The organism is Crenalkalicoccus roseus (assembly GCF_004761865.1).
GTDB lineage: Bacteria > Pseudomonadota > Alphaproteobacteria > Acetobacterales > Acetobacteraceae > Crenalkalicoccus > Crenalkalicoccus roseus.
This window is the reverse complement of the sequence record NZ_SJDM01000009.1, coordinates 27,215-45,131: the sequence shown is the minus strand read 5'-3', so window position 1 is coordinate 45,131 and position 17,917 is coordinate 27,215. Positions and strand designations below refer to the sequence as shown.

The following is a 17,917-nucleotide window of genomic DNA, read 5'->3' as shown; positions in this document are numbered from 1 at the left end:
GGAAAGCACCAAAGCGCCGCGGGGTGAATCCGCGGCCCGCCCGCGGTCGCGGCGATGTGCCCGGACGTGGCGCCGCGACCGCGCCGCGCCTCAGCTCCAGGCGAAGTCGCTCGCGGAGAGCTTGGGCGCGGCGGAGCCGCCGAAGGCGATCGCCATGTCGACCACGCCGTCGCCGTCCACGTCCAGGTGGAGATGCCACCCGTCATTGACCACGCGCGCCTCGGAATTGCCGCTCGCGGTGAAGCCGCCCTCGCCACGGAAGGCGAATTTCCCCTTGAGCAGGCCCGAGAAGACCAGCCGGTCGGTGCCGGGCGTGAAATCCATGATCAGGTCCATCTCCTGGGGCGTGCTGTCGCTGACCGCGGTGTAGACGAAGCGGTCCGCGCCCAGGCCGCCGATCAGCACGTCGCTGCCCGGCCCGCCCACCAGCGTGTCGTTGCCAACGCCGCCCACCAGCGTGTCGTTGCCCCCGCCGCCCTCCAGGCGCGCGCCGGTGAAGCCGCTGACGATCATGGTGTCGTTGCCGGCGCCGCCCCGCACGAGTTCGACATTGCTGACGAACACCACATTGGCGTGGTCGGAGAGCACCAGCCGGTCGTTGCCGCCGCCGAGGTCCACGAAGGCGCCCGAGGCCCGGCTGGCCAGGAACACCGTGTCGTTGCCGTCGCCGCCGAGGATGGTCTCGACATTGGAGACGGTGATGCGGTTGGCGCCGCCCGAGGCGAGGGTCAGACGATCCTGGCCGAGGCCGAGATCGACGACGACGTTGTTCGCCAGGGTGAGGAGGGTGACGTCGTCGGCGCCGAAGCCGCCCTGGATGGTCTCGACGCCGCCGACGGAGACGGTGTTGCCGCCATCGGCGAGGACCAGCTTGTCCCTGCCCCCGGCGAGCCGGACGACGCCGCCCTGCATCGGTGTCTTCAGCACCACCGTGTCGTCGCCATTGCCGCCCTGGATGGTCTCGACGTTGGAGACGGTGACGCTGTTCGGGCCGCCCGAGGCGAGGACCAGCCGGTCGTTGCCCGCGCCGAGATCGATGACGGCGCCGAGGATCGGCGCGTCCAGCCGGACGACGTCGTTGCCGCTTCCGCCCTGGATCGTCTCGACATTGCTGACGGTAACGCTGTTGCCACCATCGGCGAGCACCAGCCTGTCCTTGCCGCCGCGCAGATCCACCACGCCGTTCGTCATCCGCGTGGCCAGGACCACCGTGTCGTCGCCATTGCCGCCCTGGATGGTCTCGACATTGGAGACGGTGACGCTGTTCGGCCCCTTCTGGGGGAGGATCAGCGTATCCCTTCCCGCGCCGAGATCGACGCTCAACCCACTGACCGGGGCGCTGAGGGTGACGACGTCATCGCCCGGCGTGCCGAGGATGGGCGGGGGCGGTGGGGTGGAGGCAGGCGGCGCAGCCGGCGGGGCTGTCGCGCTATCGCCGCTCGATCCCCCGTAGATGCCCGGGATGGTGACGGCGTAGTTGGGGTTCGAGGCGAAGGAAGCCTCGCCGGTATTGGGCGGGTTGAGCGCGGCGAGCGCCTTGTAGGCCTCGAGCGCCGCCGCATCGCCGGTCAGGTGCCAGATGCCGGCGAGCGTCGCCATGCCGATCCGGCCATACTCGCCGTTGCTGGCCCACCAGCCATCGCCGTTGGAGCGCCCCGTGGCGATCGTGCCCGCGCCGATCTCGGCCCAGCTGGTGTAGATCTGCCCCGTCGCCTTGTCGCCGACCGCGATGGTGAAGGCCACGCCGTCGCGCGGGTTGAAGCCGTTCTCGGCGTTCTGGAAGCGGCCGATCAGGAAGTTCTTCTGCCAGTTCAGGAAGGTGAGCGCATCCTCATTGCCGCGCGAGGCCGCCGAGATCACGGTGGAGGCGAAGTAGTCCTGAAGCCAGGGCGAGGTGTGGTCCTGGAACTCGATCCGGCCGGTCTTCGGATCGGTATGCGCCGGGATCCAGCCATGGGACTCGCCCTGCTGCTCGGTCCAGGCGGGAATCTTGGACACCAGCCACTTCCAATTGGCGTCCGAGACGCGCTGCAGCCAGGCGTGCTCCGGCGTGCCCTCCTCGGCCGCCCAAAGCGCGTTCTCAATCTGGCGCAGACACCAGGCACTGGCGCGCAGTTCGAGGCGGTTGACGATGATGCTGTCGAACTCGCGCGGAACAGGCCAGACATCCATCACCGAGAAGGCGGCCTGGGACAGCAGGTTGTCGAGGATCCACCGTTCCCCGGTCATCACGTAGGGTACGAAGGAGAGTTCCGGCTGATGCGCCCGCTCGGGGAACCAGCCGGTGGCGGAGTGGCTTTCCCGCTGCTGCGTCAGCCCGCCCGAGGTTGGGTCGCCCGGCCTGCCGGTGCCGCCGCGCCCGTCCACCCACAGCCTCGGATAATTGTCGGTGTTGAGCCAGGTGCCGTTCGCCTGGTCCCAGAAGTGCCAGGGAATGCCGCTCGCCGCGTCGGCCTGCATCAGCGCCAGCTTGGCCGCGCGCGGATCCTGGGAGATCAGCCAGGCGGTGTTCGGCGCGGTGACGATGCCGAGATCCTCGCGCCCGCCCGCGGTCGGCATGTAACGCGTCACGCCATTGGCGGCGAAGGGCTCGCCCCAGCCCTCCTGTCCGGTTCGCGCCAGGAATTCCGCGAGCCTGCTTTCCGGAATCGTCAGCGTCAGGTCGTAATCGGCGACCACGCCGAGCTGGCCGAGCTTGGCGACGTCGTGGCGGATGTTCAGCCATCCGGCCTCGGGACTGCCAAGGCCCTGGCCGCCGTCGCGGTCGGTGGCCGAGAAGGTGCGGTGCCAGTTCTGGTACTGCGCCTGGCTGAGGGCTTCCCGCGCCACCTCCTGCCCGTCCATGCGGACCACGACCTCGTAGTCCAGCCGGCCGCCCGTGGTCTCCATCGCGCGGTCGTTGTTGAACTGCGCCTCCACCTTGAGGCCGCCGCCCTGGAAGGCGGTGACGTCGAATAGCAGGCGCATGGAACTGTCGGGGATCAGGATCTCGACCCGCGCCTGGGTCGCCAGCGCGCCCTGCTGCCAGAAGGAGGCGGTGCCCTCCGCCAGCGCGTCCCGCAGCGCCTCCAGCACGTCGAGGTGCATCGGCGCCCGTCCGGCGATGGCAAGATCCACGGTGAAGGAGCGCCCTTCGGTCGCCGCGGCGAGGTCGAGCGCGGCCGGGCCCCCGGCGGCTGCGACCGGCACGTCGGCGCGCGTCAGCGCCACCTCCACCGCCTCGCCCGCCGCCAGCGCCGGACGGGCGAGGGAGAGCACGGCCATCTTGACGGAGCCGTCGGGATGGGTCGTCCGCACATCGAGCTGCACGGGCACGACCTTGCCGCCGATCCAGGCCTGCAGCCCGCTTCCCGGCGGCAGCTCTCCCGGCGCGAAGACCTGGCCCATGGTGGCGATGCCGGCGGCGAGCGAGGCCTTGCCCGCATTCTGCAGGGTGATGCTGGCGATCTGGTCCGGCCCATATGGATTATTGGTTGTTATACTCATGATTATTTCAATCCATGGTTGATACTCCCGACATGCTAGGCCCGCCGGAACTCCGCCCTTGTAGGATTTTGTTATGAATTCGCGATTTTCTCTAAGGGCGTCAGGAAGGGTGCGGAACGTCTCCCCTGCGCGGTCCCGGAGCGGCGCCGCGGGGAGGCTACTGGTCGCTGAAGGTCAGATCCTTGTGGCGCAGGTACCAGAGCCGCTCATGGGCCGCGATCAGCGCCCACATGTCGTGCCGTCGCCACCGGAAATCGGCCTCGGATGCGATGACCTCCTCGCCAAGGCGCAGCAGCTTGGCGGCGATGTCGAGTTCGCCGCTGTCGCAGGCCCGGTGGGCTGCGGCAAGGATGGTGGCGGGCAGTCGCCGGCTGCGACGGACCATGGAACTCAAGCGACGCTTTGCCTTGTGCCTCTGCTGGCCATGATAGCCATCAAGGCGCCGGTGCCAGTGCCGGGCGGGCGCTGGCACCAACGCGGTTATCCATGTATGCAAATGTCACGCCACGCAAGAGGAGCTTTGCGTTTCAACGCCTTGCGCAAAGACCCTCACCTGAGCCGCAGGGGCTGTAAAGCGGCCCGACATCACCCTGCCCAACACGGTGTCGGTCAGGGGCCGCGCCAGCGCAGCGCCTCCACCAGCGGCCGCGTCGCACGGTGCCGCCGCAGGGCGCCGATCAGCGACGAGGCCAGCACATCCCCAACCGGCGGCCGCCAGGCGCGGCAGAGCGCCGGCCGGGCGCGGTGCCGCCGCAGCGCGGCCGGCAGGCCCGCGCGCGCCGCGCCACGCGCGAGGCGCCACCAGAGGCACGCGGCCTGCGCCTCCACCATCGTGCGCCCGGCGGGCGGAAGGGCATGCGCCGCGCAGAACCCCTCCAGCACGCGCTCCACCACCTCGCCGAGCCGCTCCAGCGTCGCCAGGTCGCGCACCGGCTCGCGCCCGGACAGGTGGCGGATGACGAGGGCCGCCGCCGCCTCCGCCGCCGCGCCCAGCCAGGGGCGGTAGGCGCCGGCGAGCACGCGCACCGCATTCCCGAACAGCGCATCGCCGCGGCTGTGCGTGGTGTTGCGCGCATGCCAGCGATAGGTGGTCAGCATCGCGTCGAGACGCGCGATCTCCCCCACCGCCAGCAGGCGGTGATAGAGGTCGTAATCGTCCGCATATTCGTATTCCGGCCGCAGAAAGACGCCGAGCCGGCGCACCGCCTCGGCGCGGAACATCACCGACGACCAGGTGAGCGGATTGTCCACGTGCAGCGTCCAGCGCAGCATGAGCGGCGTGCCCGCGGCGTGGTAGTCGGTGGGCCGGCTGCGCCCCTCCCTGGCCAGCACCGCCCCGGTGCCCAGCAGCACCACCTCCGGATGCGCGTCGAGATGCGCCACCTGCGCTCCCAGCCGGTCGGGGTGGCTGAGGTCGTCATGGTCATGCGCCGCGACATAGGCGCCGCGGCAGGCGGCGAAGCCGAAATTGCGCGCCTCCACCACGCCGAGGTTGCGCGGCGGCCGCAGCACCCGCAGCCGCGCGTCGCGCGCGGCATAGGCATCGAGCAGGGCGGGCGTGGCGCCGTCGGTCGAGGCGTCGTCCACCACCACCAGCTCGAAGTCGCGGAAGCGCTGCGCCAGGACGCTGTCGAGGGCCTCGCCGAGAAGCGGGGCGCCGTTGTGCGTCGTCATCAGCACGCTGACGCGCGGCGCGGCGCTCATGCCTGCCCTCCGTCCCCGGCGGAGGGTCTCATGCCGGCGCCCCCCGCGCGCGGCCGGAGCAGGCCGAAGACGACCGCGAGGAGCAGCAGCAGCAGCGCATCGGTGATCTCCGCCGACCGGCCGGGAAGATGCCGCGCGGCGAGGCTCGCCGCCAGCAGCGCGAGGCCGCCCGCCGCGGCCGCGGCGGGCAGGGAGAGCCCGGCCCGCACCAGCAGCCAGAGCAGGCCGCCATAGAGGAAGACCTTCTGCAGCATGGCCGGCAGCCCGGCCTCCCGCGTGCCCTGCAGCAGGCCGCGCAGCGGCACCCAGCCGAAGGGCTTCGCCGCCGCCTCGAAGGCGAAGGGCTCGAGCCGACTGGCGACCACCGCCGCGAGCATCAGCGCCGCGAGGAGCGGCATCGCCCCGGGCCTGTGACGCAGCAGGGCCCAGGCCGGCAGCGCCAGCCCGGCCGCGACCAGTTCGGCCAGGGTGAGGACCCGCCCGGCGAGGGGGATGGCAGCGGCGGGGGTGCCGAGCAGGAGCGCCGGCACCAGCCAGCGGCCGAGGCGTCGGCCGGCCACCGCCTCGGCGAGATGCGCGGCGGCGAGCCAGAACACGGCCAGCCGGGCGGTGCGGAAGGGTTCGACCGCCGGGGCCAGCAGCAGGGGCTTCAGGCTGTCCCGCCAGGCCTGCAGATCGAGGACCGGCACGTAGGGGTAGAGCCGCCAGCCGAGCCAGGCCAGCACCAGCAGCGCCGCGAAGGGCTCCGCCGCCAGCCCCCGCCGCAGCTCGCCGGGCAGGCGCGGGAGTTCGCGGCCGAGCAGGAGGGCGGCCGCGGCCCCCGCCAGCGCCCCGGCGGCGTTGCACGCAAGGTCCCAGACGCTGCTGGTGCGCTGGGGCAGGAAGAGCTGGGCCGCCTCCATCGCGCCGGAGAGCAGCGCGGCGCCGAGCACGGCCAGGCCGAGCCGCGCCGCCACGCCCCGACCCGCCATCAGGGCGGCGAGGAGGAAGCCGAGCGGCAGGTAGAGCAGCAGGTTGGCGAGCAGGTCGCCGCGTCCGCCCGGCGGCCGGTTCCAGGCGGCGCGCAGCGCCTCGGCGAGTTCCGTCCCGGCCGGAAGGGGGGCGAAGCGGAAGGGGTAGAGCGAGGCATAGGCGATCCCGGCGAGGAGGATCGCCAGCAGCGGCGCGGCCCCGAAGCCTTGGGGCGGGGGCCTCACGCTCCGGCGCGCGGCGCCGGGGGCGGGTCCACGCGCCTCCTGCCCCTGCCCATGGCGTGATCCACCCCGGCGGAGCGCGCTCCCCTTCCTCGGCGGATGGCTGGGCCGCTGCCCTGCCCCCACGGATCGGGCGCCGGGGCCGCGGGGGTGGAGCTGTCGGATTTCCTTACACCGCAGGAATGTGAAGGCGGGGACACGCCGGAAATCAGTGTCATAACGATTGGCACACGTATTGCTTGTATGCCTCTGGCTGTAATTCCACGTCGGCTTCTGGGAAACGAGACATGCGCCATCATCTCCTCGGCACCGTCGCCGCCCTCGGCCTGCTGCTCGGCAGCGGTGCCGCCATGGCGGGGCCCGTCCAGTACGAATTCCTCTACAGCGTGGGAACGACCCACTACAATTTCGGCACCATGACGGTGGCCCAGGCCGGTCCGGGCAGCCTGTCGGTGCGCTTCGACGCGGCCAGCCCGGCCGGGGCGAACGGCTTCCAGGTGACCGGCTTCGCCTTCGCCCTCGGCCCCGCCCATCAGAACCTCACCGTCTCCAACCCTGCGCCCGGGGCCTTCGGCTTCGACCAGGACGGGCTGAACTGGGTCAGGCTCGCCAACCTGAACGCGATTCCCAACCCGGCCAACAGCCCCATCGGCAAGGGCGCCTTCACCTTCGGCGTCACCGAAGGCAACGCCAACAACTTCAACCCGCCCGGCATCGGCGCCGGCCAGGCCGACATCTACTATCTGAACGGTGTCACCGGCCTCAGCGAGGCGACCGACATCGCCGGGCTGATCGGGCATGCCGGCATCCGCGTGCAGTCGCTGCCGAACGACCTCAACGGCGGCAGCCTGTTCCTGGTCGGGACCCCGCTCACCGTACCGGTACCGGAACCGGCGACGCTGGCGCTGCTCGGGGCGGGGCTGGCCGGGCTCGGCTTCGCCTATCGCCGCCGGCGGCGGGGCTGAGCGGCCGGGCGGCGCTGCCCTTCTGGCGGCGCCGTGTCGCAATTCTTTACGACCGGCTCATAACATTCCCAAGAATGCGCTTTCCTGGCGGCCTGCGCCGCATTGTCAAGGCCTTAGGACAGCGCCAAATCTTGGCACGATGCTTGCTTCCTTCTCCCTGCGCGGCCCTCTCGCCGCCGCAGGAAAGGAGGCGACATGCTCGAACTGGGCCAGGTCCGGACCGTGATCCTCGCCGCGGCGGTCGCCGTGGCCATCCCCGCATGGCTCGCGAAGACGGCGGAAGCCGCGCCATGCTCCACCGGCGACGTCACGCTGACGATCGACGGCACCCTCTACACGCCCTCCGCCTGCGCGAATGGGCTGAACGCCGGCCCCGGCCCCAGCAATCCGGCCGCGGAAACCGCCGCCTTCAACGCCGAATTCGGAACCAGCTTCGTCTATCTGGCGAAGGATGACGGCGCCCTCACCTCGGGCAGCACCCTGGGCGGCATTGCCTTCACGGTGGACGCCGCGATCAACGCCACCTCCGGCGCCTGGACGGTGACCTGGACGGACACCAACGGGCCGGCCCCGCTCAACCTGCCGATCATCGTGGATTTCGGCGTCTACCTGAAGGGCGGCAACGCCGACGACGCCGGCTACCTGTTCCAGAACGTGCTGCTGACCGACGGCCCCTACAGCGGCACCGGTACCTTCACCATCACCTTCCTCAACAATGGCGGCCAGACGCCGGGCTTGTCGCACATGACGCTGCTCGGCGCCGTGGTCGGCGTGCCGGTGCCCGAGCCCGCCTCGCTGGCTCTCCTCGGCGCCGGCCTGCTCGGCCTCGGCTTGGCGCGCCGCCGCCGGACGGGCCAGACCTGAACGGATAAGGATGCCGGCGCATCGAAAGACCAGGGCATTTGCCGTGAGTCGCGGCGAACGGAAATGCCCCGATCCGAAGGCGGACCCGCCGCGGCCCCTGCCCCACGGGCGCCGCGGTGGAGCGCCGCTGTAAAGAAATCCGACACACGCCGGCCGCCTTACCCTTCCCGGCCGGACACCGCCCGCCGCAGCCGCGCCACCAGCCCGGGTACCGACCAAGCCGGCACCGCCTCCACCCAGAGCAGCGGCGCGGCGGCGTTCGCCAGGCTCCGCTTGTAGCGGTCCGCACCCGCGAGGAAGTCGTAGGCCCCCTCCCCCGCCGCCAGCGCCCGCTCCACCGCCAGGGCGTGGCAGCTCAGCCCCGGCTTGCCGTGCGCCCCGGCCCCGGCATGGTCGAGGCCGCTCTGATAGGCGTAGACCCGGCCGCGCAGGCGGAAATTGTAGAGGTAGCCCACCGCCTCCCCGCCCGCCGTCAGCCGCAGCAGGTCGAGCTCGTCCCGTGCCAGGGCGCGCGTCACCAGGGCGCGGTGGAAGCGGCGCAGAAAGGGGGTGGCGAAGGCGCCGGGCTGGCCGCGCGCGCGCCAGCTCGCCTCGTGCAGCGCCACCAGCGCCTCCAGCCAGGCCAGCGCCTCCGCCTCCGTCGCCGCGCGCTCCAGCGCCAGCGCCCCGCGCGCCGCGTAGCGCCGCAGGGAGCGGCGGATCTGGTAGCGGGTGTTGGCGCTGAGACTCGCCATCCACTCCCCCCCCGCCGCCCGGACGGCGTCGAGATCCACGAAGGGCGCCTGCCGCTCCTGCCGGCGGAAGGCCACACCCCCCGCCGCCGCGGCGACCGGCGGCGGCACGCCGGAGAGCACCAGCCGCCGCGCCCCGGGCACGCTCCAGGCCGCGCGCAGCAGCGCCGCCAGCACCTCCGGCCCCGCCCCGGCGGCGAGCAGCGGCGCGTTGTGCTCGATGAAGGGCGCATCGAGCCCCGCCTCCCCGCTCTCGGCGAGGCAGAGCCGACCGCGGCGGCGGTTGAACAGGGCGAGGCCGAGCAGCCGCCCCCCCGCCTCGGCGCGCAGCAGCAGCGGATCGCCGAAGCGCTCCTCGGCCAGGCAGCCGATCCAGGTCCAGGACTGGAAGAAGGAGAGGCCCGGCACCTCCGCCTCGAAGGCCCGCCAGGTCTCGCCGAGCGCGGCGAGGCAGCGCACCGGGATGATGTCTATACGCACGGGACGAGGCTACAAGATGTCATCGGGGCGGGATATGATGCGAGATCGCAAGGAAGGCGGGATCCCCCGCGCCGGAGACACGCCGATGAGGGCAGGCCGGGCCCGGCCAAGCCGGGTGCTGCACGTGCTGAAATACTACCGCCCGGCCTTCACCGGAGAGGGCGTGTTCCTCGAACGCTCCAGCGCGGTGATGCAGGAACTCGCCCCGGAGGTGGAGCACGAGCTGCTGGTCACCCACACGCCGCGGCCCGCTGCGCCGCAGGAGGCGGCCGCCTGCTCCACCCTGGCCCGCGTCGCCTACCTGACGAAGGGGCCGGTCGGCGAGATCGCGCGGCACCTCAGGCTGGTGTGGTGGCTGCTGCGCCACCTGCACCGCTACGACACGGTGCATGTCCGCACCCACGCCGACTGGTACTTCATGGGCTACCTGCTGGCCCGGCTGATGCGCCGCCGCCTCGTCCTCTCGGCGACGCTGGACGACAGCCTGCCGGTGCTGATCGGCTGGTACCGCCCGCAGCTCCGCCCGCTGGTGGCGCGCGGGCTGCGCCTGTTCCACGCCTATGTCAGCATCAGCCCCAAGCTGCATGCCGAGACGCGCGCGGTCGCAGCCGATCCGGCGCGCTGCCACCTGATCCCCTGCGGCATCACCGTCCCCGCCTCCCCCCCCGGCCAGCGCGCACGGATGCGCGCGCAGCTCGGCGTCGGGCCGGAGGATCCGGTGCTGCTCTTCGTCGGCGGCCTCTGCCCGCGCAAGGATCCGCTGTTCCTGATCGAGGCGCTGCCGGAGATCCGCCGCGCCCATCCCGGCGCGCGGCTGGTCCTGGTCGGCCCCCCGCTCGAACCCGATTATGTCCGGCATCTGGAGGAGCGGGTCGCCGCCCTCGGGCTCGGCGGGTCGGTGATCTTCGCGGGCGAGCAGCTCGACCCGCATCCCTGGTTCGACGCCGCCGACATGCTGGTCTTTGCCTCCCGCCTCGAAGGGTTCGGCACGGTGGTGCCGGAGGCGATGGCGCACGGCCTGCCGGTCGTGGTCCGCCACCTGCCGGGGGTGAACGACAGCTTCGTGCTCGACGGCAGGACCGGCTTCCTGTTCACCGACGCGGCGGGCTACGTCGCCGCCGTCCGCCGTCTGGCCGCCGAGCCGGCGCTGCGCCGGCGCCTCGGCGGGGCCGGGCGGCTTCTCGCCGCCGAGCAGTTCGGCATGCGCGGCATCGCGGCGCGCTACCTCGGCGTCTATGGTCTCGCGGAGCGGATCGTCAGCCCGCCTTCGGCCGAGCCGGAGACCGGGCTCGGCTGCACCGCCTCGATCCTCGATCCGCGCTTCCACACCCCGGTGCCGCCGCCCTCCGACCGGCCGCTGCTGGTCACCATGGTGGATGCGGAGGAGGCCTTCGACTGGGACAAGCCCTTCTCCCGCGCCGCCGCCGACGTCTCCTCCATGCGCTGCCAGCACCTGGCGCACCGCGTGTTCGAGCGGCACGGGGCGGTGCCGGTCTACCTCACCGACTATCCCGTCGCCTCGCAGGAGGAGGGGCGGGCGCCGCTGCGCGAACTGCTGCAGGGCGGGCATTGCGAGATCGGGGCGCAGCTCCACCCCTGGGTGACGCCGCCCTTCGTCGAGGAGGTGTGCGAGCGCAACAGCTTCGCCGGCAACCTGCCGGCGCCGCTCGAGCTCGAGAAGGCGCGGCGCCTGACCGAGATGCTGGGCGAGACCTTCGGCGTGCATCCGCAGATCTACCGCACCGGCCGCTACGGCGCCGGGCCGCGCACCGCGGACATCCTGAAGCGGCTCGGCTACCTCGCCGACAGCAGCCTCGACCCGTACTGGCCCCCGGAGGGTAGCCACCATGGCAGCGACATCTGGGCGCTGTCCGCCCGCCCCTACTGGGTGGACCGGGAGCGGAGGCTGATCGAGATCCCGACCTCGGCGGCGCTGGTCGGGCGGCTGGCGCGGCGCCATGGACGGCGCCTCGCGCCGCTCACCTTCCGCCCACTCTCGGAGCGGCTCGGCGCGACCAGCCTGCTGGCGCGCCTCGGCCTGTTCGAGCGCATCCGCCTCAGCCCCGAGGGCATGACGATCGAGGAGGCGAAGCGCCTGACCCGCGCCATGCTGGCCGAGGGGCACCGGGTCTTCGTGCTGACCTATCACACCCCCTCGCTGCAGCCCGGCAACACGCCCTATGTGCGCACGCAGGAGCAGCTTCATCGCTTCCTCGCCTGGCTCGACGAGTATTACGCCTTCTTCCGCGAGGAGCTGGGCGGACGCTGCGGCTCCTGGCGGGAGGTGCGGCCGGACACCCCTCCGGCGGCGGTTCCCGCACCGGTCGCCGCCTCGCCGCAGCCCGTGGGCTCGGCGTGATCCCGCCCGGAGGTTGCCCTGTCCCTCCAGGCCCTGCTGACCGCGCTCGCCCTGCCGCCGCTGCTGCTCGTCCTCCTCGCCCTGGCCGGTGGGGTGCTGGCTTGGCGCGGCCGGCGGGCGGGAGGGGCGCTGGCCGCCCTCGCCGCCCTGCTCGTGCTGCTGCTCGCCACCCCCTTCGCGGCGGGGTGGCTGATGGCCTCGCTCGAGCGCGAGGTGGCGGCCGGCGCGGCGGCGGAGGGGGTGCGGCCCGGCGCGATCGTCATCCTCGGCGCCGAGGTGGTGCGCGACCGCGCGCGGGGGCCGGAGGTCGGCCCGCTCAGCCTGGAGCGGCTGCGCGCCGGGGCGGCGCTGCACCGCACGACGGGGCTGCCGGTGCTGGTGACGGGCGGCCTGCTGCGACCGGGGGAGCCCTCGCTCGCGGCGCTGATGGCGCGGAGCCTCGCCGAGGATTTCGGCGTCGAGGCGCGCTGGATCGAGGGCAGGGCCGGCGACACGCGGGAGAACGCCGCCTTCAGCGCCGCCATGCTGCGCGAGGCCGGAATCGGCGCGGCGCTGGTGGTCACCCATGGCTGGCACCTGCCGCGCGCGCTCGAGGCCTTCGCGCGGGAGGGCTTTCCCGCCCATCCCGCGCCGCTGCGCCTCAGCCGGGCGCCGGAGGGGCGCCCCGCCGACTGGGTGCCCCGCCCCGACCATCTCGCCGCAAGCTGGTTCGCGCTGCGCGAATGGGCCGGGCGGCTGGTCTACGCGCTGCGCGATGGCGGATAGCGCCTGACCCGCGGAGCCGGGCGCGCCGGAGCGGCGAAGCAGCCGCCCCATAAAGGGCGGAAGCGCGATCCGCCGAAGCGGATCACGCGGCAGGGCGGAAGGGCCGCGCCGGCCGCTTCCCTCACACGCGCTCCGAGACGCGGCCGAATTGCCCGCCCGCGCTCTCCGGCCGCGCCGGCTTGCGGCCGACGAAGGCGACCATGTGCCGCGCCTCGTTCTCGAAGGTGACATCCTTCACCGCCTCGAGCCCGGCGGCGAGGAATTTCTCCCGCACCTCCTCCGGCCGGTAGCGGTACTGGTAGCGCGGGCTGTAATTGTCGAACAGCGATACGGCGCGCTCGCGCCGGTTGGCCCGGACGATCGGCGTCTCCTCGCCGCGCAGCCGCGCCACCGCACGGACCGCGAGCGTGTGCAGCGGCACCAGGTGCCAGCACAGCCGCCAGGTCACCTCCACCGGCAGGCGCGAGGTGACGGCGCGGATCATCCGGTTCGGAATGCCGACCCAGGGCTCGCGCACGCGGTAGAGCTGCACGTAGACATGCGCCCCCGGCCTGCCGAGGGCGAGGAAGCTGCGGAAGGCGCGCCAGGTGTCCGGCGTGTGGTGCAGTACGCCGCTGGTGTGGATGTGGTCGAAGGTCTCGGGCGCGAAGGGCGGCTCTAGGATGTTGCCTTGCACGAAATGGACGAAGGGCGCGTGCTCGCCGGCGCTGTGCTCGGCGTTCGCCGCCGCGCGTTCGACGCTGCGCGAGAGGTCCATGCCGACCATCTCGGCGCCGTAGGTGGCGACCGAGGCGGTGAGCTTGCCGTTGCCGCAGCCGGCATCGAGCAGCAGCCGGCCCTGCAGCGCCGCCTCGTCGAGATCCATGGAGGCCAGGAACTCGCCCTTGCGCAGCGCCAGGTCGTCCTTGAACCAGGTGCGGTCCTCGTACTGGTATTCCTGCCACTGGCGGCCGAAGCTCTCGTTGCTGCGCCTGTCGAAGGCGGAAGGGTCCACTGCGCCGAGACGGCGCAGCATCTCCTCCATGCCCTCGAGCCCGCCGATGGTCCCGCGGTGGCGCCAGTAGAATTCGCGGTACTCGTCATAGGCGTTGCGGATCAGCCGCGGCACGCCGGCGATGACCGGATAGAGCAGCGGGCAGCCGGTGCAGCGCAGCAAGCCCTCGCGGATGTCGCGCTCGTAGCGCCCGGGGCCGCCCACGCAGCGCCCGGCGAGCTCCGGGCGGGCGAGCGGCTTCCGCTCCTCCGTGATGACGTGCAGGTCGAGCCGCGACCGGCAGGCCGGGCAGCGGACGATGTCGAGAAGGCGTGGCCTCACGCTGCAATCCCCTCCTTGGCGGGGGCCCAGCCCGGCGCCGCGGCGGGCGCGAGCGCGGAGGCCCACTGTTCGAAGACGCGGTCCGCGACGCCGTCCCAGGTGTGGCGTTCCGCCCAGCGCCGGATGGCGGCGCGGTCGTGGCGGCGGGCGAGCCCTTCGGCGAGCGCGGCGCGCAGCGCCGGCGCGTCCTCCGCCCGGTCGAAGAGGAGGCCGGCGAAGTCCGGCACCATCGCCGGCACCTCCCCGACGCGGGTGGCGACCACCGGCAGGCCGCAGGCGAGCGCCTCCCACACCACGTTGGGGCAGCCCTCATGGTCGCTCGCCAGCACGAACAGGTCGGCGGCGTTGAGCCAGGCGGCGATCCGCTCGGGCGGCTGGGGACCGGCGAAGACCACGCGCTCGGCGAGGCCGAGCTCGGCGGCGAGGCGGCGCAGCTCCGGCCCGTTGTCCCCCTCCCCTCCCCGGCCGCCGATGATGGCGAAGCGGAGATCGGGCATGGCGCGCAGCAGCTCGGGCATGACGCGCAGCACGCGCTGGAAGCCCTTGCGCGGCGAAAGGTGCCCGACCGAGACCAGCAGCCGCCCCGCCGCCGTCAGGCCGAGCGTGGCGCGCGCCTCGGCCTGCGGGCGCGGCGCGAAGCGGGCGGTGTCCACGCCGTTGGCGATCACCGTGACCGGCGGGCAGCCCTCGGGCGGCCCGTATTCGGCCATCAGCACCCGCGCATCCTCGGCCAGCGGCTGCGAGACGGCGATCAGCCGGTCGGCGTGGCGCAGCGCCCAGGCCAGGGCGCGGCGGCGGCCGGGTCCGGCGGCGGCGACCAGCGGCTCGGTGCCGCGCAGCGTCACCACCACCGGGCGGCGCAGCAGGCGGCCGAGCAGGACGGCGGCGTAGCCATCCGGATAGCCGAAATGCGCATCGATCAGGTCGAAGTCGAATTCCCGGCGCAGCCGGCGGACGCAGCGCAGCGCCGAAGCGTAGAGGAACAGCCCGTCCAGCGGCTTGCCGAAGCGCGGCAGGTAGCGGAACACCGGATGCTCGACGGGGAGGCCGTCCCTCACCTCGTGGCGCGGCACCGCCCGCATCGCCGGCCAGGGGTAGAAGGGCCGTGGCGCGACCACGCGGATCTCCGCGCGCCGGGCGCAGTGGCGCAGGCGCTCGAGCACGAACAGGCCGTGCTGGGGCCGCACCGCGTTCGGAAACACCGTCGTGAAGGCCAGCACGCGCATGGGCAGGGTCTACAGAACCGGTTCCTGGTTGAACAGACTTGGTTTCCGAACCGTTTCCACCCCGCCCATCCTAGCGCACCCCTCCGGGCCAGAGCACCACGCGCAGGGTCTGCAGGATGATGAGCAGGTCGAACAGGATGCCGAAATTCTTCACGTAGTAGAGATCGTAGCTGAGCTTGGAGCGCGCGTCGTCGAGCGAGGCGCCGTAGGGGTAGTTGATCTGCGCCCAGCCGGTAAGCCCGGCCTTGACCAGGTGCCGCTCCTCGTAGAGCGGCAGCCTGGCGGCGAGCTCGCGGGTGAATTCGGGCCGCTCCGGGCGCGGGCCGACGAAGGACATGTCGCCGCGCAGCACGTTGAAGAGCTGCGGCAGCTCGTCGAGCCGGGTGCGGCGCAGAAAGCGCCCGACGCGGGTGACGCGCGGATCGCGCTCGGCGGCCCAGACGGCACCGAAGCGCTCGGCATCCACCCGCATGGTGCGCAGCTTCATGATGTGGAAGACGCGCCCCCCCTGGGTCACGCGGGCCTGGCGGTAGAGCACCGGCCCGCCATCCTCGAGCTTCACCGCGATCGCGGCGGCGAGCAGGAAAGGAAAGGCGAGCAGCAGCGCCGCGGCGCTGGCCACGATGTCGAGCAGCCGCTTCAGCGCCCGGTCGATGGGGCTGAAGGTGAAGCCCTCCCCGTAGAGCAGCCAGCCGAGTTCCAGACGCTTGATGTCCACCCGGCCGATCTCCTTCTCGAGGAAGCGGAGATATTCGTGGACCGGGAAGCCCGCCGTCTTGCAGGCGAGCAGCGCCCGCATCGGCAGGCCACGCCGCTCGTCGGGGGCGACGACGACCTGATCGGCCCCGAATTCCCGAGCGAGGGCGAGGAAATCCTCGCCCGCATGCAGGACGCGGTGCGCCGGGTCCTCGGCCAGGCGCGGATCCATCTCCCCCATTCTCGGGTCGTGGGCGAAGACGATGTCATAGGCGAGGGTGCGCCCTTCCTTGCGCAGCAGCCACATCAGGTCCCAGGCGCGCCGGCCAGCGCCGATGACGAGCAGGCGGCGGCGGAAGGCGCCCTGCCGGCGCAGGCCGAAGAGGATGACCCGCGCCACCCCCCCCGCCAGGACGAAGCCGGGCACGGAGGCGAGGAAGAGCCTGCCGACCCCGACCCCGCCGAGGGGCGGCGGCAGCAGCGCGACGGCGACCGAGGCGGCGAGGCCGCCGAGCCCGGCGGCAAGGGCGGCGCGGCCGAGGGAGCGGCGCAGCTCCAGCAGCGCCTCGCGCCGGTACAGCCCGAAGGCGTAGAGGAACAGCAGATAGGCGGCCGGGTAGAGCAGCAGGGCCGGCAGGCCGGGAGGCTCCTGCGGTGCCAGCTGCCGAAGCAGCAGGACCGCCGCCGTCCATGCGCCGGCCGCGAGCAGGATGTCGAGCAGCAGCAGCGCGGGGCCCGCCCCGAGGATCGGGCGGGGCGGCCCTGCCGCGCCGCCCTTGCCGGGCCGGTCCTGCCGCCGGCCTGGAAGCGTTTCGGCGAGGGGGTGCGTGACGGCGTTCGAGGAGGTGTTCACCGGCACTCCGAGGCTGCGGAAACCAGAAAGGCGATGATCGCAGCCGTATATGCATCAGAAAGTTAATTGCTCCTCGTAACGAATGGTCGAGGCGGGTTGGCGCCTGGATCGCGGAGCCGGGCATGCTCGCTCCCAGCGGAGGGGCGTCAGTAGAGTCCACTCTCCTGGAACCGCAGCGTCAGTAGAGTCCCCTGTCGGGGTTCGGGAGGGTTCCAAGCCGGCTGGCTGGGAGCGCCTTCAGAGAAGGCCGAGGCGCCGTGCCTCGGCTCTCGGCACGGCAGGGGGCGAGGGGTGCAGGAGGATGCCGTCCTTCTCCAGGTCCACCCGCGCCTCCGGATAGACCGCGAGCGCCAAATGCAGCGCCTCGGTGAAGCTCGGCTTGATCTGGCGCAGCAGGCGGAAGCCGGCGCCGAACTGGGCATGGATCGCCGCCCAGCTCACCGGGGTGGGCTTGGCCAGGGAATGCAGCCGGTAGGCGAGCCAGACATAGACGTCTATGGCCAGGCTGCGGGTGCCGATGGCCTTGATCGCCTCCTCGCGCACCGGCACCGGATGCTCCTTGAGCGAGCGCCAGAAGCCGGCGTCCAGCCGCACGCGGTCCTGCCACAGCGAGGGCTGGTTCTCGTCGCCGGCGAGGCCGGTGAGCGAGATCGCATCCTGCACGAAGGCGCCGTTGTGGCGGGCCTCGAGCCCGTTCTCGCGGTCGGCGAAGAAGGTCAGGCGGCAGGCGGAGATGCGGCGCGCCTGCTCGGTGACGAGCTGGTAGGTCTTGCCGCCCGTCGTCAGGCTCATCCGCCCCATCCAGGACTTCATGGAGCGGCCGAGCTCGACCTCGGGCGAGTTGGTGCGGATCGCCTCGGTCTGCAGGTAGAGCAGGATCAGCCGGGCGATCGAGCCGTAGGGCACGCCGATGAACCGCCCTGCCCGGTCGCGGCCGGACTCGACGAGCAGCGTGGTGCGGTGGCCTTCCCGGCGCCAGAACCCTTCCTCGATGCGCTTGTGCGGCAGCGAGGTCATGGCGAAGCCCGCATGGGTGATGCCGAGGCGGCTCTCCTCCTCGCTCATGATCGAGAGGGCGGCATCGATCGCCTGCCGCTCGGCCTTGGTGGCGGCCAGCGCCCGCGCGCCCTCGACCCCGTGCTGCTGGATCAGCCTGTGTACCTCGCCCATGGCCTCCATAAGCCGTCGGGTGTTCCACAGATGCAAGGGGGACTCTACTGACGCAAGCTATTAGAAGAACTATTAGATTCTAATTATTAGATTCGTCAGTAGAGTCCCCT

13 protein-coding genes are annotated in these 17,917 nt (G+C 72.3%); 4 read left to right on the top strand and 9 right to left on the bottom strand.

Going from position 1 to position 17,917, the window contains the following annotated elements:
• Positions 1-90: 90 nt before the first annotated feature.
• From ET526_RS22375 to ET526_RS09515, 4 genes are all read right to left on the bottom strand, one after another.
• Positions 91-3,486, bottom strand: coding sequence for a calcium-binding protein (locus ET526_RS22375; protein WP_135467464.1), 3,396 nt, complete (start codon positions 3,484-3,486; stop codon positions 91-93).
• 157 nt (positions 3,487-3,643) lie between these two features.
• Entirely contained in the window at positions 3,644-3,871 is a 228-nt protein-coding gene (locus ET526_RS09525; RefSeq protein ID WP_135467463.1) for a hypothetical protein, read from the bottom strand.
• A 224-nt stretch (positions 3,872-4,095) separates the two neighbouring features.
• Positions 4,096-5,190, bottom strand: a complete 1,095-nt coding sequence (locus tag ET526_RS09520; RefSeq protein WP_135467462.1) for a glycosyltransferase family 2 protein — start codon at positions 5,188-5,190, stop codon at positions 4,096-4,098.
• Positions 5,187-6,386: a VanZ family protein gene (locus tag ET526_RS09515; protein ID WP_158295544.1), complete on the bottom strand. Its 1,200-nt coding sequence runs from the start codon at positions 6,384-6,386 to the stop codon at positions 5,187-5,189. Before ET526_RS09515 ends, ET526_RS09520 begins: the two co-directional genes overlap by 4 nt.
• 284 nt (positions 6,387-6,670) lie before the next feature.
• Here ET526_RS09515 and ET526_RS21970 point away from each other — a divergent pair, with 284 nt between their 5' ends.
• Both ET526_RS21970 and ET526_RS21965 read left to right on the top strand, forming a co-directional pair.
• A complete protein-coding gene (locus ET526_RS21970) occupies positions 6,671-7,348 on the top strand; it encodes a PEP-CTERM sorting domain-containing protein (RefSeq protein ID WP_240048331.1) in 678 nt (225 codons plus the stop codon).
• Between the two features lie 195 nt (positions 7,349-7,543).
• Positions 7,544-8,212, top strand: a complete 669-nt coding sequence (locus tag ET526_RS21965; protein WP_135467460.1) for a PEP-CTERM sorting domain-containing protein — start codon at positions 7,544-7,546, stop codon at positions 8,210-8,212.
• 158 nt (positions 8,213-8,370) lie between these two features.
• Here ET526_RS21965 and ET526_RS09500 read toward each other — a convergent pair whose 3' ends face one another.
• The gene (locus ET526_RS09500; protein WP_158295543.1) at positions 8,371-9,423 is read right to left on the bottom strand and encodes a GNAT family N-acetyltransferase; all 1,053 of its coding nucleotides are present in this window, start codon (positions 9,421-9,423) and stop codon (positions 8,371-8,373) included.
• Positions 9,424-9,508: 85 nt separating this feature from the next.
• On the opposite strand from ET526_RS09500, the gene ET526_RS09495 reads away from it, so the two are divergent.
• Both ET526_RS09495 and ET526_RS09490 read left to right on the top strand, forming a co-directional pair.
• Positions 9,509-11,782: a glycosyltransferase gene (locus ET526_RS09495; RefSeq protein WP_158295542.1), complete on the top strand. Its 2,274-nt coding sequence runs from the start codon at positions 9,509-9,511 to the stop codon at positions 11,780-11,782.
• A 93-nt stretch (positions 11,783-11,875) separates the two neighbouring features.
• Entirely contained in the window at positions 11,876-12,547 is a 672-nt protein-coding gene (locus ET526_RS09490) for a YdcF family protein (protein ID WP_135467457.1), read from the top strand.
• 121 nt (positions 12,548-12,668) lie between these two features.
• On the opposite strand, the gene ET526_RS09485 is transcribed toward ET526_RS09490, so the two are convergent.
• From ET526_RS09485 to ET526_RS09470, 4 genes are all read right to left on the bottom strand, one after another.
• A complete protein-coding gene (locus ET526_RS09485) occupies positions 12,669-13,862 on the bottom strand; it encodes a methyltransferase domain-containing protein (RefSeq protein WP_158295541.1) in 1,194 nt (397 codons plus the stop codon).
• Positions 13,859-15,088: a glycosyltransferase gene (locus ET526_RS09480; RefSeq protein WP_135467455.1), complete on the bottom strand. Its 1,230-nt coding sequence runs from the start codon at positions 15,086-15,088 to the stop codon at positions 13,859-13,861. Before ET526_RS09480 ends, ET526_RS09485 begins: the two co-directional genes overlap by 4 nt.
• Before the next feature lie 70 nt (positions 15,089-15,158).
• Positions 15,159-16,637 carry a TIGR03013 family XrtA/PEP-CTERM system glycosyltransferase gene (locus ET526_RS09475; protein WP_158295540.1) on the bottom strand — a complete coding sequence of 493 codons (1,479 nt, stop codon included), beginning with the start codon at positions 16,635-16,637 and terminating at the stop codon, positions 15,159-15,161.
• Between the two features lie 237 nt (positions 16,638-16,874).
• Positions 16,875-17,807, bottom strand: a complete 933-nt coding sequence (locus ET526_RS09470; RefSeq protein WP_135467453.1) for a replication protein RepA — start codon at positions 17,805-17,807, stop codon at positions 16,875-16,877.
• Positions 17,808-17,917 lie beyond the last annotated feature (110 nt).

Bases quoted from the DNA above. Each gene is read 5' to 3' on its own strand.
- ET526_RS21965 (WP_135467460.1), top strand. From the start codon at position 7,544: ATGCTCGAACTGGGCCAGGTCCGGACCGTGATCCTCGCCGCGGCGGTC.
- ET526_RS22375 (WP_135467464.1), bottom strand. From the start codon at position 3,486: ATGAGTATAACAACCAATAATCCATATGGGCCGGACCAGATCGCCAGC.
- ET526_RS09495 (WP_158295542.1), top strand. From the start codon at position 9,509: ATGAGGGCAGGCCGGGCCCGGCCAAGCCGGGTGCTGCACGTGCTGAAA.
- ET526_RS21970 (WP_240048331.1), top strand. From the start codon at position 6,671: ATGCGCCATCATCTCCTCGGCACCGTCGCCGCCCTCGGCCTGCTGCTC.
- ET526_RS09480 (WP_135467455.1), bottom strand. From the start codon at position 15,088: ATGCGCGTGCTGGCCTTCACGACGGTGTTTCCGAACGCGGTGCGGCCC.
- ET526_RS09520 (WP_135467462.1), bottom strand. From the start codon at position 5,190: ATGAGCGCCGCGCCGCGCGTCAGCGTGCTGATGACGACGCACAACGGC.
- ET526_RS09470 (WP_135467453.1), bottom strand. From the start codon at position 17,807: ATGGGCGAGGTACACAGGCTGATCCAGCAGCACGGGGTCGAGGGCGCG.
- ET526_RS09525 (WP_135467463.1), bottom strand. From the start codon at position 3,871: ATGGTCCGTCGCAGCCGGCGACTGCCCGCCACCATCCTTGCCGCAGCC.